The sequence below is a fragment of the Klebsiella michiganensis genome, assembly GCF_002925905.1.
Lineage (GTDB): Bacteria > Pseudomonadota > Gammaproteobacteria > Enterobacterales > Enterobacteriaceae > Klebsiella > Klebsiella michiganensis.
Genome location: NZ_PRDB01000008.1, coordinates 32078 through 57889, shown reverse-complemented (window position 1 = coordinate 57889; position 25812 = coordinate 32078). Strand labels below are relative to the sequence as shown.

Genomic DNA, 25812 nt, shown 5'->3' with positions numbered 1-25812 from the left:
GAAGGGATATGAATTTTATCGGGGTTGATATCGGTGGTACGGTCACCAAAGCCGGTATATATAATGAGTTAGGGCAAGAGATTCACGTGGCGTCGCAATATGCGCAGGTATTATCCGAACAGCCGGGCTTTACCGAGCGGAACATGCATGAGCTATGGGACACCGTTTGCAGCGTGATAAAAAAAGCGCTGTATGAAAGCCAGGTGCCGCCGCTAAGCATCGGCGGGATCGGTTTCTCCTCGCACGGCAAAGGGCTCTACGCGATTGACAAAAAAGGCGAGCCGGTGCGCAACGGGATTATCTCATCCGATACCCGGGCGCTGGCGTTTGTCAAAAAATGGTATCGCGAAGGTATAGACAAGCTGGCATACCCAAAAGGATTGCAGCAGCTGTGGACCGGACATCCGGTGTCGCTACTGGCGTGGCTGAAAGCGCATGAACCGGCCAATTACGACAGGATCGACGCCGTTTTAATGGTGCACGACTACGTTCGTTTCCGCCTGACCGGCGAGGCGACGGCGGAGATCACCAATATTTCCGGCAGCAATTTTTATAACCAGTTTACCTCCCGCTATGACCGCGACATGATGGCGCTGTTTGGCATTGAGGAAGTGGCGGATAAAACCGCGCCGGTGGTGAACTCGACGGACTGCGTGGGCCACATTACCCTGCAGGCCTCGCTGGATTGCGGTTTGTGCCCGGGGACGCCGGTTTTCGGCGGCTTTTTCGACGTGGTGGCCTCCGCCGTCTCCTCGGGGATTGACCGGGCGGATACCCTGAGCGCGGTAGCCGGCACCTGGAGTATCGCCACCTCGGTGACGGATAGCATTATTGCCAGCGACTTTCCCTACATCTGGGGGAAATACTGCATTCCGGGCAAATACTTCGTTCACGAGGGCAGCCCCACTTCGGCGAGCAATCTCTCCTGGTTTGTGAAGCAGTTTTTCCCTGACGATGATCGCTGCTACGACCATTTCGAAAGCTGGATCGCGCAAGATACCGACAGCAACCTCATTTTTTTACCCTATTTGTTCGGTTCCAATCTGGCGATGGATCTGCCCGGCGCGCTGGTGGGCCTCGCGGGGCATCATACGAAAAAGGATATTATTGCGGCTATCTATCGCGGCATCGTTTTTTCTCACCTGGTGCATCAGGACCGCATTATTGAACTCAATCGGGATATTCAAAAAATTCGCTTTACCGGCGGGCCGAGCCAGTCGAGAGGCTGGACGCAGATGTACGCCGATGCGGCCAATCTTCCGCTGGAAGTGGTGGATATCGAACAGGCGGGCTGTCGAGCCGCCGCGCTGTGCGCCGCGGCCGGCAGCGGCGCCTACGCTAACTTCAGCGAAGCGATTGCCGCCACGCAGCCCGAGGTGGTCTGCTATCAACCCGACAGCAATAGGCATCAGCAGCTGCGTGAAGGCTACGCCCGTTACTTAGCGGTCGCGCAAAGCCTCTCCAGGGCGACGGGAGCGGCGCAATGAAACCCAGACTTGGCATCTACGAAAAAGCGCTCCCCGCGGCGCTGGACTGGCCGAAACGCTTTGAAATGGCGGCGGGCCTGGCGTTTGATTTTATTGAAATCTCCGTTGACGAAAGCCCCGAGCGCCAGGCCAGGCTGCGCTGGAACCGGGGGCAGCGGCTGGCGTTCGTGGCCGACAAAATTAACAGCGGCATTGATGTGCCGAGCATGTGCCTCTCCGCGCACCGCAGCCATCCCTTTGGTAGCGTCAATCGCGATACCCGGCTTAAGGCGCGGGAACTGATGCTTGATGCGCTGGATTTTGCCAGCCACGTCGGCATTCGCAACATCCAGCTGGCAGGCTATGACGTCTATTACGAATCCTCTTCGGCGCAGACCCGGGAATACTTTATCGAGGGCATCAACTGGGCAGTGGCCGAAGCGGCGAAAGCGCAGGTGATGCTGTCGATGGAGATTATGGATACCGCCTTTATGAGCAATATCTCCCGCTGGCTGGATCTCGAACGGAAGGTTTGCAGTCCGTGGTTTTGCGTCTACCCGGACGTTGGCAACTTAAGCGCCTGGCAAAACGATGTTCCCGAAGAGTTGAGGAAGGGCATTCATAAAATCACCGCCATTCATTTGAAGGATACCCAGCCCGTTTCGCACGCTTCGCTGGGGCAGTTCCGCGATGTGCCATTCGGGACCGGCTGCGTCGATTTTACCGAGATATTTCGTACGCTCTCGGCGCTGAACTATCGCGGCGCCTGGCTGATTGAGATGTGGGCCAAAAATGACGGGCGGGACAGCGAGAGAATCGCCGACGCTAAAGCGTGGCTAACGGATAAATACCAGCAGGCGTTTCTCCCGCCTCAGTATGAAGGCATTGTGAATTCAGGAGTGAAGTATGTTGGATAACCTCAAGCAGGCGGTTCTTGACGCCAATCTGGCGCTGCCGAAATTTCATCTTGTGACCTTTACCTGGGGCAACGTCAGCGGTATCGATCGCGAGGCCGGGCTGGTGGTAATCAAACCCTCCGGCGTGGAATACGCCGTGATGACGGCCGAGGATATGGTGGTGGTGGAGCTGGCGACCGGCAGGGTGGTGGAGGGGCGCTATAAGCCCTCGTCGGATACGCCGACCCATCTGGCGCTGTATAAGGCGTTTAGCGGCGTGGGCGGAATTGTGCACACCCATTCGCGCCACGCGACGATTTGGGCGCAGTCAGGCAGGCCGCTGCTGGCGATGGGCACCACCCACGCCGACTATTTTTATGGGCCGATCCCCTGTACCCGCCCGCTCAGCGATGATGAAATCCGCGGTGATTATGAAACCAATACCGGTCACGTGATTATTGAAACGCTGGGCGCGCAGCATACCGATCCGCTCAGCGTGCCCGCCGCGCTGGTCCACGGCCACGGCCCGTTTGCATGGGGAAAAGATCCGGCGAACGCGGTGCATAATGCGGTGGTGCTGGAGGAGATTGCCTATATGAATATGTGGACCCGTCAGCTGAGCATTGACGAACAGCCGGTCTCTGCGACGTTGCTGGATAAACACTATTTGCGTAAACACGGGGCAGGGGCCTACTACGGACAATAATCGCCTGCATTTCCCGGATTGCGGCGTAAACGTCTTATCCGGGCTACCGGCCCGCAGTCGACGGTGAACACGTAGCCCGGTCAGCGTAGCGCCACCGGGATGAAACAGCGTTGATTTATGAGGCCCGGCACATTTCCCGGAGGCGGCGCTTGACGCGCCTGTCCGGGCTACCGCCTGGCAGACGACGGCGGTAGTCCGGCTAAGCGAAGCGCGAGCCGGGGACAACGGCTAGGGCATAAACCGATAGCCGATCCCCGTTTCGGTCAGCAAATGCTGCGGACGCGCCGGATCGGCCTCCAGCTTTTGCCGCAGGTGCCCCATATAAATGCGCAGATAGTGGCTGTGCTCCACCGCATTCGGCCCCCAAACCTGATTGAGCAGCTGCCGCTGGGTCAGCACCTTGCCGGGATTATTGAGCAGTACCGCCAGCAGGCGAAATTCAATCGGCGTCAGGTGGATCTCCTGATCGCCGCGTACGATGCGGCGGGCGGGGATATCAACGTCAATATCGGCAAAACGCACCCGCGGTTCGTCGGCCTGGGCGCCGGCATGGCGGCGCATCGCCACCCTCAGCCGCGCCTGCAGCTCGCCAATACCAAAGGGTTTACTGAGATAGTCATCGGCACCGGCGTCAAGCGCGGCGATTTTGTCCTGCTCCTCGGTGCGCGCCGACAGCACGATAATCGGCATCTGGCTCCACTGGCGAACCTCGCGAATAAACGCGTTGCCGTCACCATCGGGTAGTCCAAGATCGAGAATGGTTAAATCCGGCTTGCGGGTCGCGGCTTCGATCAGCCCGCGCTGCAGGGTCTCCGCTTCAAATACGCGCATGCCGTCGGCTTCCAGCGCGGTGCGCAGAAAGCGGCGGATAGCATTTTCGTCTTCAACGATCAGAACGTTAATCACATTTCCTCGGCTAACTCTTCCAGTTCAGGGGGCGTTTCCCTCGGCAGTGTAACACGGAAGCAGGCGCCGCCCTGCGGGCGCGTCGCGGCGCTAATGGTCCCGCCGTGCACCTCAACGATCGCCTGGCAAATGGCCAGCCCCAGCCCGACGCCGGGGATCGCCGACTCTTTATTGCCGCGAGCGAATTTATCAAAGATAGCCTGTTCTTGCCCGGCGGGAATACCCGGTCCGTTATCCCATACCTCAAGCACTAAAGTGTGCGGATCGACGTCTGCGGTAATGCCGATTTGCGCCTGTGCTCCCGCGTATTTCACCGCATTTTCCAGAAGATTAATCAGTACCCGCTCAAAAAGCGGACCGTCGACGTGAACCAGCAGCAGCGGGTCCGGCAGCGCAAGCTGAATATGCCGCCCGCCGAGCCCCGGCTCCAGCATACGCAGCGCGCTGCCGACGACCTCTTCCAGGGTTAGCCACTCTTTATGCAAATTAAAGCCGCCGGACTGGATCCGCGCCATATCCAGCAGATTATTCACCAGGCGGGTGGTATTGAGCACGTGCTGGCGTATCTCGTTGGCCTGCGGCGCGTGCTTCGATCCTTCGCTGGCGAGATCGAGCGTCAGGATCTCCGCCTGGCCAAACAGCACCGTAAGCGGAGTCCGTAGATCGTGGGACAGCGCCGCCAGCAGAGAGTTGCGCAGGCTTTCCCGTTCGCTGTTCAGCCGGGCCTGCTCTTCGCTGGCGGTGAGCGCCAGCCGTTCCAGCGCGCTGGCGACCAGCAGGGTGAAGGTTTCCAGCAGGCGCTGCTGTTCGGGGATCATCAGTTGGCGCAGGTTGGCCGGCTCCACGACCAGCAGTCCCCAGGTGCGGGCGGCGCTTTTCAGCGGCAGGATCTGGTAGGGCACTCCGGGAAGCGTATCGGTGCCCGCGCCGGCGGGTTGGCCTTTATCAAAGCTCCAGCGGGCAATCGCGTCATCCCAGGTGATTGCCGCCGCGGGCTGCGTCAGCGGCGTGAGTCTTAATGTTTCATCGGGCAGCAGCAGCTGGCTGCGCGCCTGAAACGTTGAGGCGATAAACCGCTCGCTGGTAGCGGCGATATCTTCACGACTGCGGCCCACCGCCAGCGCTTTTGACATTTCGTACAGATGCCGGGTGCGCTGTTCGCGATAGCGCGCCACCCGCGCCTGGTAGCGTACGCCGGCGGTGAGGTTGCCGATAAGCAGCCCGACGGTCAACATCACGCCAAAGGTCAGCAGATACTGCACGTCAGAAACCGCCAGCGTGCCGCGCGGCGCGACAAAAAACAGGTCGAAGCTGACCACGTTAATCACCGTCGCCAGCACCGACGGCCAGCGGCCGTACAGGAGGGCGATAATCACCACGCCGAGCAGGTACAGCATCACCAGGTTGGCGGCCTCAAAGGCCATCAGCCACTGCATGGCGACGACGGTAATAACCGCGCACAGGGCGATGGCGACGACGCACCCCTGGAGCTGCAAACGCCATTTTTCCATCGCCGTCCGGCTATCGCTGGCGCGCGCCGGCAGGGAGGCGGCCTTCTCATCCAGCGCGATCACCACCAGGTCGAGATCCGGCGCGTGACGGGCCAGGCGATCGGCGAAGCCGCTGCGATCCCACCAGCGCCTTTTCTGCTGGCGGCCAATCACTATCTTGCCGAGATTATGTTCGCGGGCGTAGTGGAGAACGGCCTTCTCTTCAGAAGGATCGGCGAGGGTGGCGGTTTCCGCGCCCAGCTCCTGCGCCAGCCTGAGCGCGGCGAGAATCGCCCGCCGTTTCGCCTCCGGCAGGCGGTGCAGAGAGGGGGTTTCAACATACACCGCATGCCAGACGCTCCCCAGCCGGGCCGCCAGCCGGGCGGCGGCGCGGACCAGCTTTTCGCTGCCGGTGTTATGGCCGATGCACAGCAAAATGGCGTCGCGGGTATGCCAGACTTTTTCCTGGCCCTGACGGTCGCGCCAGGCGCGCATCTGCTCATCGACCCGATCGGCGGTACGGCGCAGCGCCAGCTCGCGCAGGGCGATGAGGTTGCCCTTGCGAAAGAAGTTCTCGATGGCCCGCTCGGCCTGGCCGCCGATATAGACTTTTCCCTCATTGAGCCGCTGACGCAGATCGTCGGGGGGCAGGTCCACCAGCACCACATCGTCGGCGGCGTCGAAAAACGGATCCGGGACGGTTTCGCGAACCTGCACGCCGGTGATGCCGCTGACGACATCGTTCAGGCTCTCGAGGTGCTGGACGTTAACGGTGGTAAATACGTCAATGCCGGCTTCCAGCAGCTCTTCGACGTCCTGCCAGCGTTTAGGATGACGCGAGCCGGGCGCGTTGCTGTGCGCCAGCTCATCGACCAGAATCAGCGCCGGGCGACGGGCCAGCGCGCCGTCAAGGTCAAACTCCTTTACGTAGCGCCCGCGGTGGGAAAGGCGGCGCTGGGGCAGGGTACTGAGCCCCTCAAGCATTGCGGCCGTCTCTTTGCGTCCGTGGGTTTCCGCCACGCCAATCAGAATATCCAGCCCCTGGGCGCGCAGCCGCTGCGCTTCCGCCAGCATCGCCCAGGTTTTACCGACCCCGGCGCAGGCGCCAAAAAATATCTTTAGCTTACCGCGATGCGGGGCGGCGGCGTGTTGCAGCAGGCGGTCAGGGTCCGGACGCAGCGGCTCGTCACTCATTTTTACTTATCCTTCAGGGCATCCAGCGACATATTCAGCTGCAGTATATTTACCACAGGTTGGCCGAGAAAACTGAGCAACGGTTTTTGCGTTGCCTCGTTCACCAACTGCGTGACCTGCTCCACGCTAAGCTGGCGCGCTTTGGCGACGCGCGGCGCCTGCCACAGAGCGGCGGCAGGCGTCAGACTGTAATCCAGTCCGCTCGCCGAGGCGGTCACCAGCTCCACCGGAACCGTTGCGCTGGCGTCCGGATTGGCGGCGCGCAGGGCCTGCACCCGTTCGCTGATGGCTTTGTCCAGCGCCGGATTGCTGGCAGCGAGGTTGCTGCCGCCGGACGCCAGCGGGTTATCCGGCATCTCCGCCGTCGCGGAAGGGCGGCCCTGGAAGTAGCCCGGCGCGGTAAAGTTCTGCCCGATAAGGCGGGAACCGCGCACTTCGCCGTCAATCCGCACCAGCGAGCCGTTGGCCTGCTGCGGGAACCACCACTGTCCCAGCGCGGTGGTTAACAGCGGATAGACGCCGCCGGTGAGCAGCGTTAACAGAATAAACAGCACAACAGCAGGACGAATGAATGACATGGTTTTTTCCTCACAGCAGCCCGGTCAGGGTCAATAACAGGTCGATCGCTTTGATACCGATAAAGGGCACCAGCAGTCCGCCCAGGCCGTAGACCCACAGGTTGCGGCGCAGCATCGCCGAGGCCGTCAGCGGCTTATAGCTCACGCCCTTCAGCGCTAGCGGGATCAGGAAGATGATAATCAGCGCATTAAAAATCACCGCGCTCAGGATCGCCGAAGAAGGCGAGTGCAGATGCATCACGTTAAGCATCGCCAGCGGCGGATAGACGGCGGCAAAGGCGGCCGGAATGATGGCAAAGTACTTCGCCACGTCGTTGGCGATACTGAAAGTGGTTAACGAACCGCGGGTCATCAGCATCTGTTTACCGATATGTACGACCTCGATCAGTTTGGTGGGGTTAGAGTCGAGATCCACCATATTGCCCGCCTCTTTCGCCGCCTGGGTACCGGAGTTCATCGCAACCGCCACGTCGGCCTGCGCCAGCGCCGGGGCGTCGTTGGTACCGTCGCCGGTCATCGCCACCAGCCGTCCTTCCGCTTGATACTGGCGGATCAACGCCAGCTTGGCCTCCGGCGTCGCTTCGGCGAGAAAGTCGTCCACGCCTGCTTCCGCGGCAATAGCGGCGGCGGTCAGGCGGTTATCGCCGGTGATCATCACCGTCTTAATCCCCATTTTACGCAGTTGGGCAAAACGCTCTTTGATGCCACCTTTGACGATATCTTTCAGCGAGATAATCCCCAACACGCGTTCGCCTTCGGCGACCACCAGCGGCGTAGCGCCAAGACGCGCCACGTCTTCAACCTGTTTATCGACGTCGGCCGGGAAGTGGCCGCCGTTGGCCTCAACGTGGCGGCGAATGGCATCCACGGAACCTTTGCGGATCATCCGCTGGTCGATGTTGATGCCGCTCATCCGGGTCTGGGCGGTAAACGGCACGAAGGTGGCATGCAGCGATTGCAGATCGCGCTCGCGCAGATTAAAGCGCTGTTTTGCCAGCACCACGATGCTGCGGCCTTCCGGCGTTTCGTCGGCCAGCGACGACAGCTGGGCGGCATCGGCAAGGGTTTTCTCTTCCACGCCCTGCGCAGGCAGGAATGCCGAAGCCTGGCGGTTGCCGAGGGTAATGGTGCCGGTTTTGTCCAGCAGCAGGACGTCGACGTCGCCCGCCGCTTCAACCGCGCGGCCGCTGGTGGCGATCACGTTCGCGCCGAGCATGCGGCTCATCCCGGCGACGCCGATGGCCGACAGCAGGCCGCCGATAGTGGTGGGGATCAGGCACACCAGCAGCGCCACCAGCACCGTGACGCTGACCGCGTTACCGCTCCAGGCGGAGAAGGGCCAGATGGTGGCGGTGGCCAGCAGGAACACCAGGGTCAGGGCGATAAGCAGGATAGTCAGCGCGATTTCGTTCGGCGTCTTGCGGCGCTGGGCGCCTTCAACCATGGCGATCATCCGGTCAAGGAAGGTTTCGCCGGGGTTGACGCTGCAGCGGATCACCAGCCAGTCGGAGAGAATACGCGTCCCGCCGGTCACCGAGGCGAAGTCGCCGCCGGACTCGCGGATAACCGGCGCGGATTCACCGGTAATGGCGCTCTCATCCACCGACGCGCCGCCTTCGATAACTTCGCCATCGCAGGGAATAATATCCCCCGCTTCGACCAGCACCACGTCGCCTTTACGCAGCTCTTCGGCGGGGACGTGGTCAATTTGCGCATCGTGCTGCGGCGCGCGCAGCTTACGGGCAAAGGCGGTCTTTTTGACCCCTTTGAGGCTGTTAGCCTGCGCTTTACTGCGGCCTTCCGCCATCGCTTCGGCGAAGTTGGCGAACAGGACGGTGAACCACAGCCAGAGACTCACGGCGGCGGTAAATCCGGCGCTGCCGGCGATCTGCCCGCTTGCCATGGCAAGAGCCAGCAGGGTGGTGAGCAGACTGCCAATCCAGACGATAAACATCACCGGGTTACGCCACTGTATGGCAGGGCTCAGTTTTTTCACGGCGTCCAGCAGGGCCTGACGCACCAGCGTCGGCTCCAGCAGGGCTAATGATTTGCGACTCATAACAGGTTGCTCCGCAATCGCTTAAAGTAAGGAAAAGTGTTCCGCCAGCGGGCCGAGCGCCAGCGCGGGAATAAAGGTCAGGGCGCCAACCAACAGCACGGTGCCGATCAGCAGGCCGATAAACAGCGCGTCATGGGTGGCTAGCGTGCCGCTGCCGGCGGGCTGAATTTTCTTCGTTACCAGCGAACCGGCAATCGCCATCACCGGGATAATGACCGCGAAGCGGCCAACCAGCATGCAGAACGCTAGCAGCAGGTTCCAGAACGGCGTCGCCGCGCTGAGGCCGCCAAAGGCGCTGCCGTTGTTGTTGGCCGCCGAGGTGACGGCGTACAGCACTTCGCTGAAGCCGTGCGGCCCGGGGTTGAACATGCCCGCGCGACCGGCTTCGGTCATCATCGCCAGCGCCGTGCCGAGGAGCACCAGCGTCGGGGTCACGAGGATCGCCAGCGCAATCATTTTCATTTCGCGGACGTCAATTTTCTTCCCGAGGTACTCCGGGGTGCGGCCAATCATCAGCCCGGCGATAAATACCGCCAGCATCACGAACAGCAGCATGCCATACAGACCCGAGCCGACGCCGCCGAAGACCACTTCGCCTATCTGCATCAGCCACATGGGGACCATTCCGCCCAGCGCGGTAAAGGAGTCGTGCATGGCGTTGACCGCCCCGCAGGACGCGGCGGTGGTGACCACGGCAAACAGGCTGCTGGCGAGAATACCGAACCGGCTCTCTTTGCCTTCCATATTGATACTGCTGTCGGCGCCAAGGCTCAGCAGATGCGGGTTACCGCGGGTTTCCGCCCACATCACCACCGCCACGCAGACGATGAAGATGAGCGTCATCGCCCATAGAATGGCCCGTCCCTGACGGCGATCGCCCACCACCTCGCCGAAAGCGAAGCACAGCGCCGCCGGGATGAGAAAGATCGCCAGCATCTGCACCAGGTTGGTCAGCGCGGTTGGGTTTTCAAACGGATGCGCTGAGTTGGCGTTAAAGAAGCCGCCGCCGTTAGTACCCAGCATTTTGATCGCTTCCTGTGAAGCCACCGGCCCCATCGGCAGCATCTGGCGCACCCCTTCAAGCGAGGTAAAGCCCTGATTCGGGGAAAAACTCTGCGGCACGCCCTGCTGAATAAAGAACAGCGCGATGAGCAGCGAAATGGGCAGCAGCAGCCAGAGGGTGATGCGGGTCAGATCGACCCAGGCGTTGCCCAGGGTGCTGACTTTCTGCCGGGCGTAAGCGCGGGTAAGGGCAAAGATCACCGCGATGCCGGTGGCGGCGGAGAGGAAGTTTTGCACCGCCAGCCCGGCCATCTGGCTAAGGCTACTCATGGTGGTTTCACCGGCATAGGCCTGCCAGTTGGTGTTGCTGACAAAGCTCACCGCCGTATTCAGCGCCAGGTCCCACGACAGGCCGGGCAGGTGCTGCGGATTGAGCGGCAGCGAGCCCTGGAACATCAGCAGCGTGAACAGGACCAGCAGACCCAGCGCGTTAAACAGCAGAATAGCGAATAAATATTGATACCAGTTCATCTCCTGCGAACGAATGCCCGCCGCCCGCCATAAACCGCGTTCGATGCCGGCCAGGCCCGGTAGCGGGGCATCATTGATCATCGTCGCCAGCGCCGTGCCCAGCGGACGAGCCAGGATCATCAGCAGCAGAATAAAGCTCGCGATGAGTAAAAATCCTTGAGCGGCCATCAGAATGCCTCCGCGTGTATCAGGGCATAAACCAGATAAACCAGCAACAGGAACACCAGCGCTACGCCAGCGATTACGCCTGCACTCACAATCCACCTCCGGGTGTCTTTTTGATATACGAGGAGAATAGGCAGTCGGGCGCAAAGATTTCGCAAAAATCAGCGGCGGGGGTGTAAAAAAAATATAAAAATCGCCAAGACCACAATTTAACTAATGGTTAGTATTAATTTAACTTTTTTGTAACTAAGTTACCGGGTGAATGTAAATAAAGGCTAAATACGTGCTTTTTAGTGGTCGGATGAGTAGTAAAATTACAGCCAAAGCGGTACTATTTTAAGCAGAGAAACAGATTAACTTTACCGGCTTTGCTTGCCGGCCTGACAAAGGGGAGAGAAATTATGGCGTTGTACAAAACTTATCCTGCTCATATCATCTTTGCGCGTCGCGCTTTCGCCGTGGCGGCTGGCGTGCTGGCGCTGCCAATAATGCTGTTCTGGAAAGATCGCGCCCGTTTTTACAGCTGGCTGCACCGCGTGTGGGCGAAAACCAGCGAACAGCCGGTATGGCTGGCGCAGGCTGAAAAAGTCTCCGCAGATTTTTATTAATAACGGTTTATGGCTCAGCGGGCGCGCGCTGCGGAAACGGGCTAATGGATTGATATCCTGGCTTATTTACCCTGTTTTCCCCGGCACAGCGTGCCAACAGATTGCCTTATCATCATGCCGCCGGTTTACCCGGCGGTTTTTTTTTGCCATGAGTGGCTTACACTTATTCACTCCCCGAAGGTTAAGCCTGCGGGAGGGTTAAATATAAGTCGAACTTATCAATTTTCATGATGAAAGGAATGCTATGGCCACCCATCTGGTCTGGTTTCGCGCGGATTTGCGCATCCACGATAACCTGGCGCTCGCCGCCGCCTGCCGCGATCCCGATGCCGAGGTGCTGGGATTATTTATCGCCACGCCTGGGCAATGGCGCCAGCACGGTATGGCGCCGCGCCAGGCGGCGTTTATGGTCAGCCACCTTCATAGCCTGCAAGCGGCGCTGGCCGAAAAGGGGATCCCGCTGCAGATTGAACATGCCGCAGATTTCACCGCCAGCGTGGCGCTGCTCGCCAGCATTTGCCGGCAGCGGCAGGTGACCCATCTGTTTTATAACTACCAGTACGAAATCAATGAACGCCAGCGCGATGCGGCGGTGGAGAAATCCTTAGCGGAGGTGACCTGTCAGGGCTTTGATGACAGCGTTCTGCTGCCGCCGGGCAGCGTACTGACCGGCAGTCGTGAAATGTATAAGGTCTTTACGCCGTTTAAAAATGCCTTTATTCGCCGTTTGCAGGAAGCGCTGCCGGAGTGCGTCGCCGCGCCGAAAGTCCGCGCGGGCGGGCCCATCGCTGCGGCGTCTGAAGTGAAAATAGATTATCCGCAGACGCCATTTGATAGCGAGCTGTTCGCCGCGGATGAAAAAAGCGCCATCGCCCGGCTTCGCGGCTTCTGCCAGCAAAAGGCCGCCGACTATGAGCAGCAGCGCGATCTTCCCGCCATCGAGGGGACCAGCCGACTGTCGCCGTGCCTGGCGGTGGGCGCGCTCTCACCGCGCCAGTGCCTGCACCGTTTGCGGGTTGAGCAGCCGCGGGCGCTGGATGGCGAAGCCGGATCGGTATGGCTCAACGAGCTTATCTGGCGCGAGTTTTATCGTCACCTGATGGTTTACTACCCAAACTTGTGTAAGGGGCGGCCTTTTATCGACTGGACCGATAACGTGGCGTGGCTGGACGATAAATCCGCGCTTCAGGCCTGGCAGCGCGGGCAAACCGGCTTCCCGATTGTCGACGCCGCGATGCGTCAGCTTAATGCGACCGGCTGGATGCATAACCGCCTGCGGATGATTGTCGCCAGTTTCCTGGTGAAAGACCTGCGCATCGACTGGCGGCTGGGCGAGCGCTACTTTATCGAACAGCTTATTGATGGCGATCTGGCGGCGAATAACGGCGGCTGGCAGTGGGCGGCTTCAACGGGTACCGATGCCGCGCCCTATTTTCGTATTTTTAACCCGACGACCCAGGGAGAGCGCTTCGACAAAGCGGGGCAGTTTATTCGTCAATGGCTGCCGGAGCTGGCCGGGGTACCTGAAAAAGCGGTGCATCAACCGTGGCTGTGGGCGGAGAAACAGGGCGTAACGCTGGATTATCCGCGCCCGATTGTTGACCACAAGCAGGCGCGGCTGGCGACGCTGGCGGCCTGGGAAGCCGCCAGAGAGCTTAAGACTCCAACGCCAGGCGACGAGTCCGGATCTTAACGGCGTGATACAGCCAGATAGCCAGCACCAGGCCGACGCAGGCCAGCGCGCCCCAGGTTATCTGGCTGAACACCTCAATGTAGGCGTTGATCGAGTAGTTGACGGCCCCGGCGGCGTCGAACGACCCCTGCGACGTTTGATCGGCAATCACGCCTGCCAGATAGTTAGCGATAGCGCCGGAGAGCAGCATATAAATACCGGTCAGCACCCCGGTCACGCCGGGGATCTCAATACGGGTAATCTGCGACATCGCCACCGGGTCGATAAACAGCTCGGCGAAGCCCATCACCGCCAGGCCCAGCACCATCAGCGGCATTGAAGATTGTCCGTAAGCCGCCGACCAGCGTGCGCTGAGGGTCAGGATACAGAAACCGGCGCTCATCAGGCCGAGGCCCAGCGCAAATTTGCCCCAGATGCGCACGGTACGGTTGCCGTTAATATTCTCCTTCACCAGCCACGCCAGCACCACTCCGCAAAGCATCACCGCAAAGGCGTTCACCGACTGGAACATCGCGGTCGGTATCTCATAGCCCATAAAATGACGATTAACAAAACGGTCGATATAGAGGCTGATGGAGCTGCCTCCCTGCTGCGCAAAGGCCCAGAACAGCAGGCTGAAGCAGGTGAGCACCATAATCAGACGCAGCTCTTTACGCTGCCTGGCGGTCTCCGCCCGCAGGTAGATCCGCGTCAGTACCGCCAGGCCGATAACCGTCGCCACAATCAGCGCGTAAACCGACCACTCCTGCCAGAACAGCACGGTGATCAGCAGCGGCGCGGCGATCAGCAGCACCAGCAGCCAGCCCCAGTTTGGTAAGACGAAAGTCCGCGCCCGCAGCGCTTCGCGATTGACGCCCCGGGTGTGGCGGAAATGGTGATTGCCGCTGAGGAAAATCACCAGCCCGGCGATCATGCCGATGGCCGCCAGCGCGAAGCCCATCGCCCAGCTGTACTCCTCCTGCACGTAGCCGCAGGCGATCGGCGCAACGATAGACCCGACGTTGCCCGCCGCGTACATCAGCGAAAAACCGCCGTCGCGGCGCGGGTCGGTGGGTTCATACAGCTCGCCGAGCAGGCAGCTGACGTTGGATTTAAACAGCCCGTAGCCGCAGACAATAATCGCCAGCGACAGATAGAGGAAGGTAGGGGCGATTTCGCTGGCGCCGAGCACCAGATGGCCGATGGCCATCAGCAGCGCGCCGAGCATTACCGCCATGCGGTTGCCCAGCAGCTTATCGGCCAGGAAGCCGCCGAGAATCGGCGTGACGTAGACTAAAGAACAGTAGGCGCTGAACAGCGCATAAGCATGATTATCGTCATACTTGAGCTGATTGGTGAGATAAAGAATCAGCAGCGCGCGCATGCCGTAAAAACTGAAATATTCCCAGATTTGCAGCGCAACGACGTAATAAATCGCCCGCGGCTGTGAGGATTGTGTGTTCATGTAATGCCTTGTCCTGCCGTAAAAAAGAAAGTCGATCTTTCTGCATGAATAGCCATTAACTAGCGATATTCATGGCCTTATGGGCTTTCTGGTTATTTAATATGCTGTAATAGTGCATAAATATACACGAATGCGCGAGCGAGGGAGTAGACAAATTGCGGGATTTCGCGAAAAGTCAAAATGGACGGCGAAGCGGCAGAACTATCGACTGACCGGACGGATACCGTTATGTTATTCCTCTGCATAGAACGATGACCTGGTGGAACGGCAATGAAAAATAGTGAACTGGAACAACTGATTAATGAAAAACTCAATAGCGCGGCCATCAGTGATTACGCCCCCAACGGGCTCCAGGTGGAAGGGCGCGAAACGATACAAAAAGTCGTCACCGGCGTGACCGCCAGCCAGGCGCTGCTGGATGAAGCCGTCCGCCTGGAGGCCGATGCGGTGATCGTCCATCACGGCTACTTCTGGAAAGGCGAATCGCCGGTCATTCGCGGCATGAAGCGCAATCGCCTCAAAACGCTGCTGGCTAACGACATTAACCTCTATGGCTGGCACCTGCCGCTCGACGCTCACCCGGAACTGGGCAATAACGCTCAGCTGGCGTCGCTGCTCGGCATCAATGTGATGGGGGAGATTGAACCGCTGGTACCGTGGGGCGAACTGTCGATGGCGGTATCGGGCCTGGAGCTGGCTTCATGGATTGAAGCGCGGCTGGGTCGCAAACCGCTGTGGTGCGGCGACACCGGGCCGGATAAAGTCGCCCGCGTGGCCTGGTGCACCGGCGGTGGGCAAAGCTTTATCGACAGCGCGGCCCGCTTTGGCGTCGATGCGTTTATTACCGGTGAAGTTTCAGAGCAAACCATACACTCGGCGCGCGAGCAGGGGCTGCATTTCTACGCCGCCGGGCACCATGCCACCGAGCGCGGCGGCATTCGCGCGTTAAGCGAATGGCTGACGGAAAATACCGAACTGGACGTCACGTTTATTGATATCCCGAACCCGGCCTGATGAACGGAGGCAAAAGTGCAGCGAGCGCGTTGTTATTTATTAGGTGAAACGGCAGTCGTACTGGAGCTTGAGCCTCCGGTGACGCTGGAAAGCCAGAAGCGGATCTGGCGGTTAGCCCAGCGGCTGGTAGGCCATACCGAGGTGGTGGAAGCCATCCCGGGCATGAACAACATTACCGTGATATTGCGCAACCCGCAGCAGACGGCGTGGGACGCGATTGAGCGCCTGCAGCTCTGGTGGGAGGAGTGCGATACGCTCGAACCGGAATCGCGGGAGGTCTCGGTCCCGGTAGTTTATGGCGGCGAATACGGACCGGATCTGGGAGAAATTGCCCGCCACAGCGGCCTGAGCGAAAAGCAGGTGGTTGAGCTGCATTCGTCGGTGGAGTACGTGGTGTGGTTCCTCGGCTTCCAGCCGGGGTTCCCGTACTTCGGCGGCTTGCCGGATCAGCTGGCGATGCCGCGACGGGCGGAGCCGCGCCTGCTGGTGCCCGCCGGGTCCGTCGGTATTGGCGGGGCGCAAACCGGGATCTATCCGCTGGCGACGCCGGGGGGATGGCAGCTGCTGGGGCGTACGCCGCTGGCGCTGTTTGATCCGAAGCGCAAGGAGCCGGTGCTGCTGCGTTCCGGCGACAGAGTGCGTTTCGTGCCGCAAAAGGAGGGCGTATGTTAAAAATTATCCGCGCCGGAATGTATACCTCGGTGCAGGACGGCGGGCGTGAAGGGCTGCGTCAGCTGGGCATCAGCCGCTGTGGCGCTATGGATAAGCCGGCGCTGGTCACCGCTAATCTGCTGGTGGGTAACGGCGCTAACGCCGCGGCGCTGGAGATAACGCTGGGTCAGGTGGATATTCAGTTTGAACGCAGCGGCTGGTTTGCGCTGACCGGCGCCGCCTGCGAGGCGAAACTCGATGGCGAGCCGGTATGGGTGGGCTGGCGAACGGCGGTCAAGGCCGGGCAGCATCTGGTGCTCAAGAACCCGCAGCACGGTGTGCGCAGCTACCTGGCGGTGGCGGGGGGATTGCGGTGCCGAAGGTGCTGGGTTCGCGCAGCACCGATCTGAAAGTGGGGATTGGCGGTCTGGAAGGTCGACGTTTGCAGGACGGAGACCGGCTGAAGCTGGGGAAATCGGATAAGCAGTTCCGCGGGCCGCGCGGCGTGAAGCAGCTCCCCATCGGCAACCGCATCCGCGCGCTGCCCGGGCCCGAGTACCAGGAGTTTGATAGCGTGTCGCAGGACACGTTCTGGCGCTCGCCGTGGCAGCTTAGCCCGCAGAGCAATCGTATGGGCTATCGTCTGCAGGGGCAACCGCTGAAGCGGACGACCGACCGCGAGATGCTTTCGCACGGCCTGCTGCCCGGCGTGGTACAGGTTCCGCATAATGGCCAGCCCATCGTACTGATGAACGACGCGCAGACCACCGGCGGCTATCCGCGGATTGCGACCATTATCGAGGCTGATATGTACCAGCTGGCGCAGATCCCGCTGGGACAGCCGATCCACTTTGTTCCCTGCTCCCTGGAGGAGGCGCTGAAGGCGCGCGCCGACAGACAACGTTATTTTGAACAGCTGGCATGGAGACTGAACGATGAAGATTGATTTAAACGCCGACCTGGGCGAAGGCTGCGCCAACGATAGCGCGCTGCTGCAGCTGGTCTCTTCCGCCAATATCGCCTGCGGTTTCCATGCGGGCGATGCGGTGATGATGCTGCAGTGCGTCCGCGAAGCGCTGAAATATGGCGTCGCGGTGGGCGCGCATCCCAGCTTTCCTGACCGGGAAAATTTTGGCCGTACGGCGATGCAGCTGCCGCCGGAAACGGTTTATGCGCAAACGCTGTATCAGGTCGGCGCGCTGGCGGCGCTGGTGCGCGCGCAGGGCGGCGAGCTGCAGCACGTCAAGCCGCACGGCATGCTCTATAACCAGGCGGCAAAAGATCCGCAGCTTGCTGACGCTATCGCCAAAGCGGTATATGACGTTGACGCGGGTCTGGTGCTGGTAGGCCTGGCGGGCAGCGAGCTGATTCGCGCCGGGCAGCGTTATCAGCTGACCACCCGCCAGGAGGTCTTCGCCGACCGCGGCTATCTGGCGGACGGCAGCCTGGTGCCGCGTACCCAGCCCGGCGCGCTGATCGAGAGCGAAGAGCAGTCGCTGGCGCAAACCCTGGAAATGGTGCAGCACAGCCGGGTGCGGAGCATCACCGGCGAATGGGCGCACGTGGTGGCGGAAACCGTCTGCCTGCATGGCGACGGCGAGCACGCGCTGGATTTTGCGCGCCGCTTGCGCGCGGCGTTTGCCGGGCGCAATATACAGGTCAGTGCGGAAGTAGAAGAATAAAAACAATATTATCAAGCAATTAACATTAGACAACAATTCACAACAACATACAGGATGTAACTATGGGAGAGTCATTATCTCTCTGGCCACTGATCGGCATTGCTGCGATCGTGGTCGGATTTGTTCTGCGTTTTAACCCGGTACTGGTGGTTATTGTGTCCGGGATCATCACGGGTCTGACGGCGCATATGCCGATCGCGACCATTCTGGAAAAGCTGGGAGAAGGATTTCTTAATACCCGCAACCTGCCGTTTATTCTGCTGCTGCCGCTGGCGGTGATTGGCCTGCTGGAGCGGCACGGTCTGAAAGAGCGCGCGCAGACGTGGATCGCGAAGATCCGCAGCGCCACCGCCGGTCGTCTGCTTATCGTCTATCTGTTCGTTCGTGAAGTGACCGCGGCGATGGGCCTCACTAGCCTGGGTGGTCATCCGCAGATGGTGCGCCCGCTGCTGGCGCCGATGGCGGAAGGGGCGGCGGAGAAAAACTTCGGCGCCTTGCCCGGCGAGGTGCGCTATCGTCTGCGTGCGATGTCGGCGGCGACCGACAACGTGGGCCTGTTCTTCGGGGAAGATATTTTCGTCGCCTTCGGGGCGATTATCTTTATGCATAACTTTATGCTGGAGTCGGGCGGCATTCAGACCGAGCCGCTGCATATCGCCCTGTGGGGGATCCCAACGGCGGTCTGCGCCTTCCTGATCCACTCCGCCCGCCTGTGGCGCCTCGACCGCCATCTCCAGCGCGAGCTGGACAAGGTTAACGCCGGGCAGGCGAAAGGCGGTGCCGCATGAATTTTCAGCAAACCTGGCTGTACTGGCTGGCGGGCGCGGTTCTGCTGGTGGTGGCGGTGATGTCATGGCGCGATAAGGCCAACCCGCGCAGGCTGACAACCGGCCTGTTCTGGGGGCTCTATGGCCTGGTGTTTCTGTTTGGCGACTGGACCTATGAGCTGGTCGGCGACAAGCGGGCCGTTAATATCGGCGTTGGCGTGGTGGTGGTGGTGCTGGCGCTGATCGCCGGTTTTGGCGGCGTGCGCCTCGGTCGCTATCATCAGCGCTCGCAGGAAGAACGTACCGCCAGCGCCGCGCGTCTTGGCAACCGGCTGTTTTTCCCGGCGCTGGCGATCCCGGTAGTGACGGTGATCGGCGTGCTGCTGTTTAATAATCTCCCCTCGCTGCAGGTCGCTATCTTTGGCCCGGGCAATCACGCCACGCTGATCACGCTGTTTTCGATGACCGCGGGCACGCTGCTCGGTCTGGTGATGGCTATCCGCATGACCCATGAAACGGCGGCGCAGCCGTTACAGGAAGCCCGCCGCCTGCTGGATTCGGTGGGCTGGGCGTTTATTTTGCCGCAGATCCTCGCGGTGCTCGGGCTGCTGTTTACCGCCGCCGGCGTTGGCAACAGCATCTCCCTGCTGACGCAGCACTACCTGGCGGTAGACAGCCGGTTTATCGCCGTTGCCGTCTATACCCTGGGAATGGCGCTGCTGACGATGGTGATGGGCAACGCTTTCGCCGCGTTTCCTATCGTGACGGCGGGGGTCGGGATCCCGATTCTGGTGCTGCAGCACGGGGGGAACCCGGCGGTGATGGCGGCCATTGGCATGTTCTCCGGCTACTGCGGTACCCTGATGACGCCCATGGCGGCGAACTTCAATATCGTACCTGCCGCGCTGCTGGAGCTGCCGGATAAAAACGCGGTCATCAAAGCCCAGGTGCCGACCGGCGTTATGCTGCTTATCGTGAACGTATTTTTGCTCTATTTCCTGATGTTCCTGTAAGGAGGGATCATGGCTGGCGTGTTAATTACCGGTTTTGAGCCGTTCGGCGGCGAAGCGGTTAACCCTTCGTGGGAAGTGGTAAAGCGGCTGGATGGCGCTATTATCGGCGGACAGCCGGTGGCGGCGCGGCAGCTGCCGTGCGTCTTTGGCGACGCCCTGACGGCGCTGAACGCCGCGCTGGATGAGCTGGATCCCGTCCTGACCCTGGCGATTGGCCAGGCGGGCGGTCGCGTCGACATCACCGTTGAGCGGGTGGCGATCAACGTCGATGATGCGCGGATCCCGGACAATAAAGGCCTGCAGCCGATCGACGTACCGATCGCTGCCGGCGGGCCGGCGGCGTACTTCAGCACGCTGCCGATCAAAGCGATCGTAACCGCCCTGCGCAGCCGGGGGATCCCGGCGTCGGTGTCGCAGACGGCGGGGACGTTTGTCTGTAATCACGTGATGTACGGCCTGCTGCACAGCCTGCGTCATCGCAGCGGCACGAAGGGCGGGTTTATCCATATTCCGTATTTGCCGGAGCAGGCCGCGGCTCATCCCGGCGAAGCCAGTATGGCGGTAGAGACGGTGCAGGCCGCGCTGGAGACGGCCATCGCCGTTGCCCTGCAGCAGGATGGCGATGTGAAAGTCGGCGGTGGGGCAACGCATTAACACAAGGACAAGATTATGCCGGAAGGTCCGGAAATTCGCCGCGCGGCGGATAGCCTGGAAGCGGCGATTAAAGGCGAACCCCTGACCGGGGCGTGGTTCGCCTTCCCGCAGTTACAACATTACCAATCTCAGCTGGTCGGCCAGCGAGTGACGCACATTGAAACTCGCGGTAAGGCGCTGCTGACCCACTTCTCCGGCGGGTTAACGCTGTATAGCCACAATCAGCTGTACGGCGTCTGGCGAGTGGTGGACGCGGGGGAGCAGCCTGAAACGACGCGCGTTCTGCGCGTTCGGCTGCAGACCGCGCGCAGGGCGATTTTGCTCTACAGCGCCTCTGATATTGAGATGCTGACGCCCGAGCAGCTCGCCCGCCATCCGTTTTTGCTGCGGGTCGGGCCGGATGTGCTCGATATGCGCCTTAGCGTTGAACAGGTCAAAGCGCGGCTGCTGTCGGCGAAATTCCGCAACCGCCAGTTCTCCGGTCTGCTGCTGGATCAGGCGTTTCTTGCCGGATTAGGCAACTATCTGCGCGTGGAGATCCTCTGGCAGGTGGGGCTGACCGGGCGGCATAAAGCCTCTGAACTGGATGAAAAACAGCTCGATGCGCTGGCGCATGCGCTGCTGGAGATCCCGCGATTGTCCTACAACACCCGCGGTCTGGTGGACGAGAATAAGCACCACGGCGCGCTGTTTCGCTTTAAGGTTTTTCATCGCGAAGGGGAGGCCTGCGAGCGCTGCGGCGGAATAATCGAGAGAACGATGCTATCGTCGCGGCCGTTTTACTGGTGCCCGGGATGTCAGCAATAAAAAAACGCGCCTTCAGGCGCGTTTTTTGTCGCTGCGATAGCCCTCTTAACGGGCGATATCGTTTTTGAAATCGCGCTTTTCGTAGCCGGTATACAGCTGGCGCGGACGGGCGATTTTCATGCCGTCGCTGTGCATTTCGTTCCAGTGCGCAATCCAGCCCACGGTACGCGCCATCGCGAAGATAACGGTAAACATAGAAGACGGAATGCCCATCGCTTTGAGGATGATACCGGAGTAGAAATCGACGTTCGGGTAGAGTTTCTTCTCAATGAAGTACGGGTCGTTGAGCGCGATGTGCTCAAGCTCCATGGCCACTTCCAGCAGATCGTCTTTGGTACCGAGCTCTTTCAGCACTTCGTGGCAGGTCTCACGCATCACGGTGGCGCGCGGGTCGTAATTTTTGTACACGCGGTGGCCAAAGCCCATCAGGCGGAAAGAGTCGTTTTTGTCTTTCGCGCGACGGACGAATTCCGGAATGTGTTCAACGGAGCTGATCTCTTCGAGCATCTTCAGCGCCGCTTCGTTGGCGCCGCCGTGTGCCGGTCCCCACAGGGAGGCAATACCCGCAGCGATGCAGGCAAACGGGTTCGCGCCGGAAGAGCCGGCGGTACGTACGGTGGACGTTGAAGCGTTCTGTTCGTGGTCGGCGTGCAGGATCAGGATACGGTCCATGGCGCGTTCCAGAATCGGATTCACTTCATATTTTTCACACGGCGTGGAGAACATCATATTCAGGAAGTTACCCGCGTATGAGAGGTCGTTGCGCGGATAAACGAAAGGCTGGCCGATAGAGTACTTGTAACACATTGCCGCCATCGTCGGCATTTTGGAGAGCAGGCGGAATGCGGCGATATCGCGGTGGCGTGGGTTATTCACATCCAGCGAATCGTGATAGAACGCGGCCAGCGCACCGGTGATACCGCACATGACGGCCATCGGGTGAGAATCGCGGCGGAACGCGTGGAACAGACGGGTAATCTGTTCGTGAATCATGGTGTGGCGGGTAACGATGGTTTTGAATTCGTCGTACTGGGCCTGGGTCGGCTTCTCACCGTTCAGCAGGATGTAGCATACTTCCAGATAGTTGGAGTCGGTTGCTAACTGATCGATCGGGAAACCGCGGTGCAGCAGGATACCTTCATCACCGTCGATAAAGGTGATTTTAGATTCGCAGGATGCGGTGGAGGTAAAACCAGGGTCAAAAGTAAACACGCCTTTTGAACCAAGACTACGAATATCAATAACATCCTGACCGAGCGTGCCCTTTAGCACATCCAGTTCGATAGCAGTATCACCACCCAGGGTGATTTTTGCTTTAGCATCAGACATTTATGGTCTCCTTAGCGCCTTTATTGCTTAAGGCTGCCGGGTGGTGGATTTGCATTCAGCCCGTAGCAGATGACATTACCAGTTTGTTATGTTGCACATCGCTCTGCGTCGCGAAAAGGGCAGGGTACAGAGCAAGGGCGCTTGATGGTACGTCTTCAGCCTACGACGAAACAACAGCAAATCAGCGTTTTAGCAGCCCGAATATTATAAAACTATATACCACTAATAACTGTCCTGATTACATCGGTCAATACTCTCTCACTGTTGCATAACTTATTCTCAGGTAAAAGAGTGACCCCATAACTTTTGCGTATTATTGCATTTATCTGGTAATGGTTGTAACAATAATGTTTAATATTTGTCAAATCAGATGATTAAAAATTAAAAATATGTTGTTATCGTGACATGGATCACTGTTCGGGAGAAAACCCGACAAACTATATGTAGGTTAATTGTAATGATTTTGTGAACGGCCTATACTGCCGCCAGGTCTCCGGAACACCCTGCAATCCCGAGCCACCCAGCGTTATTTTGTCACGCTTTAACTCCTGGAAAGGCGTTTTAACATGACTTTTAGTTATAGATAAGGACGCTGTCTGACCCGCAAGCAGACCGGAGGAAGGAAACAATAAGAACAGCATGTGGGCGTTATTCATGGTAAGAAATGTGAAAAAACAAAGACCTGTCAATCTGGATCTGCAAACGATCCGGTTCCCAATCACGGCGATAGCGTCCATTCTCCATCGCGTATCCGGAGTGATCACCTTCGTGGCGATCGGGATTCTGCTTTGGCTGCTGGGCACCAGCCTTTCCTCTCCCGAAGGTTTTCTCACTGCGGCATCCATTATGGATAGCTTCTTTGTGAAGTTCATCATGTGGGGCATTCTGACCGCGCTGGCGTATCACGCGGTGGTCGGTATTCGCCACCTGCTGATGGATTTTGGCTACCTTGAAGAAACCCTCGAAGTAGGGACACGCTCCGCCAAAATTTCTTTTGTTATTACTGTCGTGCTTTCACTTCTCGCAGGAGTCCTCGTATGGTAAGCAACGCCTCAGCACTAGGACGCAACGGCGTACATGACTTTATTCTGGTCCGTGCTACCGCTATCGTTCTGACCCTCTACATCATCTATATGGTTGGCTTCTTTGCCACCACCGGTGAAATTTCATGGGAAGTCTGGACGGGCTTTTTCTCCTCCGCGTTCACTAAAGTCTTCACCCTGCTGGCTCTCGTTTCCATTCTGATCCACGCCTGGATCGGGATGTGGCAGGTATTAACGGACTACGTTAAACCACTGGCCGTGCGCTTAATTCTGCAACTGCTGATCGTTGTTGCGCTGGTGGCTTACGTTCTTTATGGATTTGTTGTGGTGTGGGGTGTGTAATGAAATTGCCTGTCAGAGAATTTGATGCTGTTGTCATTGGTGCCGGCGGCGCAGGTATGCGCGCGGCGCTGCAGATTTCCCAGAGCGGCCAGACCTGTGCGCTGCTCTCTAAAGTTTTTCCGACCCGTTCCCATACCGTTTCCGCGCAGGGTGGTATCACCGTCGCGCTCGGTAATACCCATGAAGATAACTGGGAATGGCATATGTACGACACCGTTAAGGGGTCGGACTACATTGGCGATCAGGACGCCATCGAATACATGTGTAAAACCGGCCCGGAAGCGATTCTGGAGCTGGATCATATGGGTCTGCCGTTCTCGCGCCTCGAAAATGGCACGATTTATCAGCGTCCGTTCGGCGGCCAGTCGAAAAACTTCGGCGGCGAGCAGGCGGCACGTACCGCTGCGGCGGCTGACCGTACCGGTCACGCCCTGCTGCACACCCTCTATCAGCAGAACCTGAAGAATCACACCACTATTTTCTCCGAGTGGTACGCGCTGGATCTGGTGAAAAACGCCGATGGCGCGGTGGTCGGTTGTACCGCCCTGTGTATCGAAACCGGTGAAGTGGTTTACTTCAAGGCTCGCGCCACCGTGCTGGCTACCGGCGGCGCCGGTCGTATCTACCAGTCCACCACCAATGCCCATATCAATACCGGCGACGGCGTTGGTATGGCGATCCGCGCCGGCGTGCCGGTGCAGGATATGGAAATGTGGCAGTTCCACCCGACCGGTATCGCCGGGGCGGGCGTTCTGGTGACAGAAGGGTGCCGTGGTGAAGGCGGCTACCTGCTGAACAAACATGGCGAACGTTTCATGGAACGTTATGCCCCGAATGCGAAAGACCTGGCGGGTCGCGACGTGGTGGCGCGTTCCATCATGATCGAAATCCGTGAAGGTCGCGGCTGCGATGGTCCGTGGGGCCCGCACGCCAAGCTGAAGCTCGATCACCTCGGTAAAGAAGTGCTGGAATCCCGCCTGCCGGGTATCCTGGAGCTCTCCCGCACCTTTGCCCACGTCGACCCGGTAAAAGAGCCGATTCCGGTTATCCCAACCTGCCACTATATGATGGGCGGTATTCCGACCAAAGTGAGCGGACAGGCGCTGACCGTCAACGAGCTGGGCGAAGATGTGGTTATTCCGGGACTGTTCGCGGTAGGCGAAATCGCCTGCGTATCGGTACACGGCGCGAACCGTCTGGGCGGCAACTCGCTGCTTGACCTGGTGGTCTTTGGCCGCGCGGTGGGTCTGCACCTGCAAGAGTCTATCGCCGAGCAGGGCGTACTGCGCGACGCGACGGATGAAGAGATCGACGCTTCTCTGGAACGTTTGAACCGCTGGAACGGCAACCGGAATGGTGAAGACCCGGTCGAAATCCGCAAAGCGCTGCAAGAGTGTATGCAGCATAACTTCTCGGTCTTCCGCGAAGGGGATGCAATGGCGAAGGGCCTTGAGCAGCTGAAAGCCATCCGCGAGCGTCTGAAAAACGCCCGCCTGGATGATACTTCCAGCGAGTTCAACACCCAGCGCGTTGAGTGCCTGGAGCTGGATAACCTGATGGAAACCGCTTACGCCACCGCGATGTCTGCGAACTACCGTACCGAAAGCCGCGGCGCGCATAGCCGCTTCGACTTCCCGGATCGTGATGATGAAAACTGGCTGTGCCATTCCCTGTATCTGCCAGAGTCGGAATCCATGACGCGTCGTAGCGTCAATATGGAACCGAAGCTGCGTCCGGCATTCCCGCCGAAGATTCGTACTTATTAATGCGGA

General features: G+C 59.4%; 24 protein-coding genes and 1 pseudogene. 16 read left to right on the top strand and 9 right to left on the bottom strand.

What is annotated here, in order from left to right; all coding sequences use genetic code 11:
• Positions 1-8: 8 nt before the first annotated feature.
• The 3 genes from CDA56_RS17340 to araD are packed head-to-tail and all read left to right on the top strand — an operon-like array spanning position 9 to position 3068.
• Positions 9-1487, top strand: a complete 1479-nt coding sequence (locus CDA56_RS17340) for an FGGY-family carbohydrate kinase (RefSeq protein WP_004848873.1) — start codon at positions 9-11, stop codon at positions 1485-1487.
• Positions 1484-2383 (top strand): L-ribulose-5-phosphate 3-epimerase, encoded by a 900-nt coding sequence (locus CDA56_RS17335; RefSeq protein WP_025106381.1) that lies wholly within the window; start codon positions 1484-1486, stop codon positions 2381-2383. Before CDA56_RS17340 ends, CDA56_RS17335 begins: the two co-directional genes overlap by 4 nt.
• Positions 2373-3068: an L-ribulose-5-phosphate 4-epimerase gene (gene araD / locus CDA56_RS17330; protein ID WP_102803477.1), complete on the top strand. Its 696-nt coding sequence runs from the start codon at positions 2373-2375 to the stop codon at positions 3066-3068. The genes CDA56_RS17335 and araD overlap by 11 nt, the downstream gene beginning before the upstream one ends.
• Before the next feature lie 228 nt (positions 3069-3296).
• On the opposite strand, the gene kdpE is transcribed toward araD, so the two are convergent.
• Genes kdpE through kdpF form a run of 6 tightly spaced genes read right to left on the bottom strand, consistent with a single transcriptional unit; the run spans position 3297 to position 11085 of the window.
• Positions 3297-3974: a two-component system response regulator KdpE gene (gene kdpE, locus CDA56_RS17325; RefSeq protein ID WP_025106379.1), complete on the bottom strand. Its 678-nt coding sequence runs from the start codon at positions 3972-3974 to the stop codon at positions 3297-3299.
• A complete protein-coding gene (gene kdpD, locus CDA56_RS17320) occupies positions 3971-6658 on the bottom strand; it encodes a two-component system sensor histidine kinase KdpD (RefSeq protein ID WP_064404741.1) in 2688 nt (895 codons plus the stop codon). Before kdpD ends, kdpE begins: the two co-directional genes overlap by 4 nt.
• 2 nt (positions 6659-6660) lie before the next feature.
• Positions 6661-7236 (bottom strand): potassium-transporting ATPase subunit KdpC, encoded by a 576-nt coding sequence (gene kdpC / locus CDA56_RS17315; RefSeq protein WP_004848885.1) that lies wholly within the window; start codon positions 7234-7236, stop codon positions 6661-6663.
• A 10-nt stretch (positions 7237-7246) separates the two neighbouring features.
• The gene (kdpB, locus tag CDA56_RS17310; protein ID WP_049083038.1) at positions 7247-9295 is read right to left on the bottom strand and encodes a potassium-transporting ATPase subunit KdpB; all 2049 of its coding nucleotides are present in this window, start codon (positions 9293-9295) and stop codon (positions 7247-7249) included.
• 21 nt (positions 9296-9316) lie between these two features.
• On the bottom strand, positions 9317-10996 hold the full coding sequence (gene kdpA / locus CDA56_RS17305; protein WP_014837834.1) for a potassium-transporting ATPase subunit KdpA: 1680 nt from the start codon (positions 10994-10996) through the stop codon (positions 9317-9319).
• Positions 10996-11085 carry a K(+)-transporting ATPase subunit F gene (kdpF, locus tag CDA56_RS17300; protein ID WP_009651669.1) on the bottom strand — a complete coding sequence of 30 codons (90 nt, stop codon included), beginning with the start codon at positions 11083-11085 and terminating at the stop codon, positions 10996-10998. The genes kdpA and kdpF overlap by 1 nt, the downstream gene beginning before the upstream one ends.
• A gap of 309 nt (positions 11086-11394) precedes the next feature.
• Here kdpF and CDA56_RS17295 point away from each other — a divergent pair, with 309 nt between their 5' ends.
• Positions 11395-11601: a DUF2517 family protein gene (locus tag CDA56_RS17295; protein ID WP_103814128.1), complete on the top strand. Its 207-nt coding sequence runs from the start codon at positions 11395-11397 to the stop codon at positions 11599-11601.
• Positions 11602-11845: 244 nt separating this feature from the next.
• Positions 11846-13294 carry a deoxyribodipyrimidine photo-lyase gene (gene phrB, locus CDA56_RS17290; RefSeq protein WP_103814130.1) on the top strand — a complete coding sequence of 483 codons (1449 nt, stop codon included), beginning with the start codon at positions 11846-11848 and terminating at the stop codon, positions 13292-13294.
• Here phrB and dtpD read toward each other — a convergent pair.
• Complete coding sequence (gene dtpD, locus CDA56_RS17285; protein WP_103814132.1) at positions 13257-14738, bottom strand: dipeptide permease DtpD; 1482 nt, start codon at positions 14736-14738, stop codon at positions 13257-13259. The two genes, phrB and dtpD, sit on opposite strands and share 38 nt — an antisense overlap.
• 270 nt (positions 14739-15008) lie before the next feature.
• Between dtpD and CDA56_RS17280 the strand changes: the two genes are divergently transcribed.
• From CDA56_RS17280 to nei, 8 genes and pseudogenes are all read left to right on the top strand, one after another.
• Positions 15009-15752 (top strand): type 2 GTP cyclohydrolase I, encoded by a 744-nt coding sequence (locus CDA56_RS17280; protein WP_014228436.1) that lies wholly within the window; start codon positions 15009-15011, stop codon positions 15750-15752.
• A 15-nt stretch (positions 15753-15767) separates the two neighbouring features.
• The gene (gene pxpB / locus CDA56_RS17275; protein WP_064375131.1) at positions 15768-16424 is read left to right on the top strand and encodes a 5-oxoprolinase subunit PxpB; all 657 of its coding nucleotides are present in this window, start codon (positions 15768-15770) and stop codon (positions 16422-16424) included.
• Positions 16418-17349, top strand: a pseudogene (gene pxpC, locus CDA56_RS17270) (5-oxoprolinase subunit PxpC). Before pxpB ends, pxpC begins: the two are co-directional and overlap by 7 nt.
• The gene (gene pxpA, locus CDA56_RS17265) at positions 17339-18085 is read left to right on the top strand and encodes a 5-oxoprolinase subunit PxpA (RefSeq protein ID WP_004848906.1); all 747 of its coding nucleotides are present in this window, start codon (positions 17339-17341) and stop codon (positions 18083-18085) included. The pseudogene pxpC and the gene pxpA overlap by 11 nt, the downstream one beginning before the upstream one ends.
• A 62-nt stretch (positions 18086-18147) precedes the next feature.
• Positions 18148-18873 carry a DUF969 domain-containing protein gene (locus CDA56_RS17260; protein ID WP_004130515.1) on the top strand — a complete coding sequence of 242 codons (726 nt, stop codon included), beginning with the start codon at positions 18148-18150 and terminating at the stop codon, positions 18871-18873.
• Complete coding sequence (locus CDA56_RS17255; protein ID WP_025106370.1) at positions 18870-19865, top strand: DUF979 domain-containing protein; 996 nt, start codon at positions 18870-18872, stop codon at positions 19863-19865. The genes CDA56_RS17260 and CDA56_RS17255 overlap by 4 nt, the downstream gene beginning before the upstream one ends.
• 9 nt (positions 19866-19874) lie before the next feature.
• Complete coding sequence (pcp, locus tag CDA56_RS17250) at positions 19875-20519, top strand: pyroglutamyl-peptidase I (RefSeq protein ID WP_064358418.1); 645 nt, start codon at positions 19875-19877, stop codon at positions 20517-20519.
• 15 nt (positions 20520-20534) lie between these two features.
• A complete protein-coding gene (nei, locus tag CDA56_RS17245; RefSeq protein ID WP_025106369.1) occupies positions 20535-21326 on the top strand; it encodes an endonuclease VIII in 792 nt (263 codons plus the stop codon).
• A 45-nt stretch (positions 21327-21371) separates the two neighbouring features.
• On the opposite strand, the gene gltA is transcribed toward nei, so the two are convergent.
• Together gltA and CDA56_RS31690 are read right to left on the bottom strand one after the other, a co-directional pair.
• On the bottom strand, positions 21372-22655 hold the full coding sequence (gene gltA, locus CDA56_RS17240; RefSeq protein WP_004100276.1) for a citrate synthase: 1284 nt from the start codon (positions 22653-22655) through the stop codon (positions 21372-21374).
• Between the two features lie 212 nt (positions 22656-22867).
• Complete coding sequence (locus CDA56_RS31690; RefSeq protein WP_418268728.1) at positions 22868-23020, bottom strand: hypothetical protein; 153 nt, start codon at positions 23018-23020, stop codon at positions 22868-22870.
• 274 nt (positions 23021-23294) lie between these two features.
• On the opposite strand from CDA56_RS31690, the gene sdhC reads away from it, so the two are divergent.
• The 3 genes from sdhC to sdhA are packed head-to-tail and all read left to right on the top strand — an operon-like array spanning position 23295 to position 25806.
• The gene (sdhC, locus tag CDA56_RS17230) at positions 23295-23699 is read left to right on the top strand and encodes a succinate dehydrogenase cytochrome b556 subunit (RefSeq protein WP_014837839.1); all 405 of its coding nucleotides are present in this window, start codon (positions 23295-23297) and stop codon (positions 23697-23699) included.
• The gene (gene sdhD, locus CDA56_RS17225; RefSeq protein WP_004100278.1) at positions 23693-24040 is read left to right on the top strand and encodes a succinate dehydrogenase membrane anchor subunit; all 348 of its coding nucleotides are present in this window, start codon (positions 23693-23695) and stop codon (positions 24038-24040) included. Before sdhC ends, sdhD begins: the two co-directional genes overlap by 7 nt.
• Positions 24040-25806 (top strand): succinate dehydrogenase flavoprotein subunit, encoded by a 1767-nt coding sequence (sdhA, locus tag CDA56_RS17220; RefSeq protein ID WP_103814136.1) that lies wholly within the window; start codon positions 24040-24042, stop codon positions 25804-25806. Before sdhD ends, sdhA begins: the two co-directional genes overlap by 1 nt.
• Positions 25807-25812 lie beyond the last annotated feature (6 nt).

Coding starts and splice junctions, on each gene's coding strand:
- kdpA (WP_014837834.1), bottom strand. CDS start 10,996: ATGGCCGCTCAAGGATTTTTACTCATCGCGAGCTTTATTCTGCTGCTG.
- CDA56_RS17340 (WP_004848873.1), top strand. CDS start 9: ATGAATTTTATCGGGGTTGATATCGGTGGTACGGTCACCAAAGCCGGT.
- kdpD (WP_064404741.1), bottom strand. CDS start 6,658: ATGAGTGACGAGCCGCTGCGTCCGGACCCTGACCGCCTGCTGCAACAC.
- phrB (WP_103814130.1), top strand. CDS start 11,846: ATGGCCACCCATCTGGTCTGGTTTCGCGCGGATTTGCGCATCCACGAT.
- sdhA (WP_103814136.1), top strand. CDS start 24,040: ATGAAATTGCCTGTCAGAGAATTTGATGCTGTTGTCATTGGTGCCGGC.
- CDA56_RS17295 (WP_103814128.1), top strand. CDS start 11,395: ATGGCGTTGTACAAAACTTATCCTGCTCATATCATCTTTGCGCGTCGC.
- sdhC (WP_014837839.1), top strand. CDS start 23,295: ATGTGGGCGTTATTCATGGTAAGAAATGTGAAAAAACAAAGACCTGTC.
- sdhD (WP_004100278.1), top strand. CDS start 23,693: ATGGTAAGCAACGCCTCAGCACTAGGACGCAACGGCGTACATGACTTT.
- kdpC (WP_004848885.1), bottom strand. CDS start 7,236: ATGTCATTCATTCGTCCTGCTGTTGTGCTGTTTATTCTGTTAACGCTG.
- kdpB (WP_049083038.1), bottom strand. CDS start 9,295: ATGAGTCGCAAATCATTAGCCCTGCTGGAGCCGACGCTGGTGCGTCAG.
- dtpD (WP_103814132.1), bottom strand. CDS start 14,738: ATGAACACACAATCCTCACAGCCGCGGGCGATTTATTACGTCGTTGCG.
- araD (WP_102803477.1), top strand. CDS start 2,373: ATGTTGGATAACCTCAAGCAGGCGGTTCTTGACGCCAATCTGGCGCTG.
- nei (WP_025106369.1), top strand. CDS start 20,535: ATGCCGGAAGGTCCGGAAATTCGCCGCGCGGCGGATAGCCTGGAAGCG.
- pxpA (WP_004848906.1), top strand. CDS start 17,339: ATGAAGATTGATTTAAACGCCGACCTGGGCGAAGGCTGCGCCAACGAT.
- pcp (WP_064358418.1), top strand. CDS start 19,875: ATGGCTGGCGTGTTAATTACCGGTTTTGAGCCGTTCGGCGGCGAAGCG.
- gltA (WP_004100276.1), bottom strand. CDS start 22,655: ATGTCTGATGCTAAAGCAAAAATCACCCTGGGTGGTGATACTGCTATC.
- CDA56_RS17335 (WP_025106381.1), top strand. CDS start 1,484: ATGAAACCCAGACTTGGCATCTACGAAAAAGCGCTCCCCGCGGCGCTG.
- CDA56_RS17260 (WP_004130515.1), top strand. CDS start 18,148: ATGGGAGAGTCATTATCTCTCTGGCCACTGATCGGCATTGCTGCGATC.
- CDA56_RS17280 (WP_014228436.1), top strand. CDS start 15,009: ATGAAAAATAGTGAACTGGAACAACTGATTAATGAAAAACTCAATAGC.
- CDA56_RS17255 (WP_025106370.1), top strand. CDS start 18,870: ATGAATTTTCAGCAAACCTGGCTGTACTGGCTGGCGGGCGCGGTTCTG.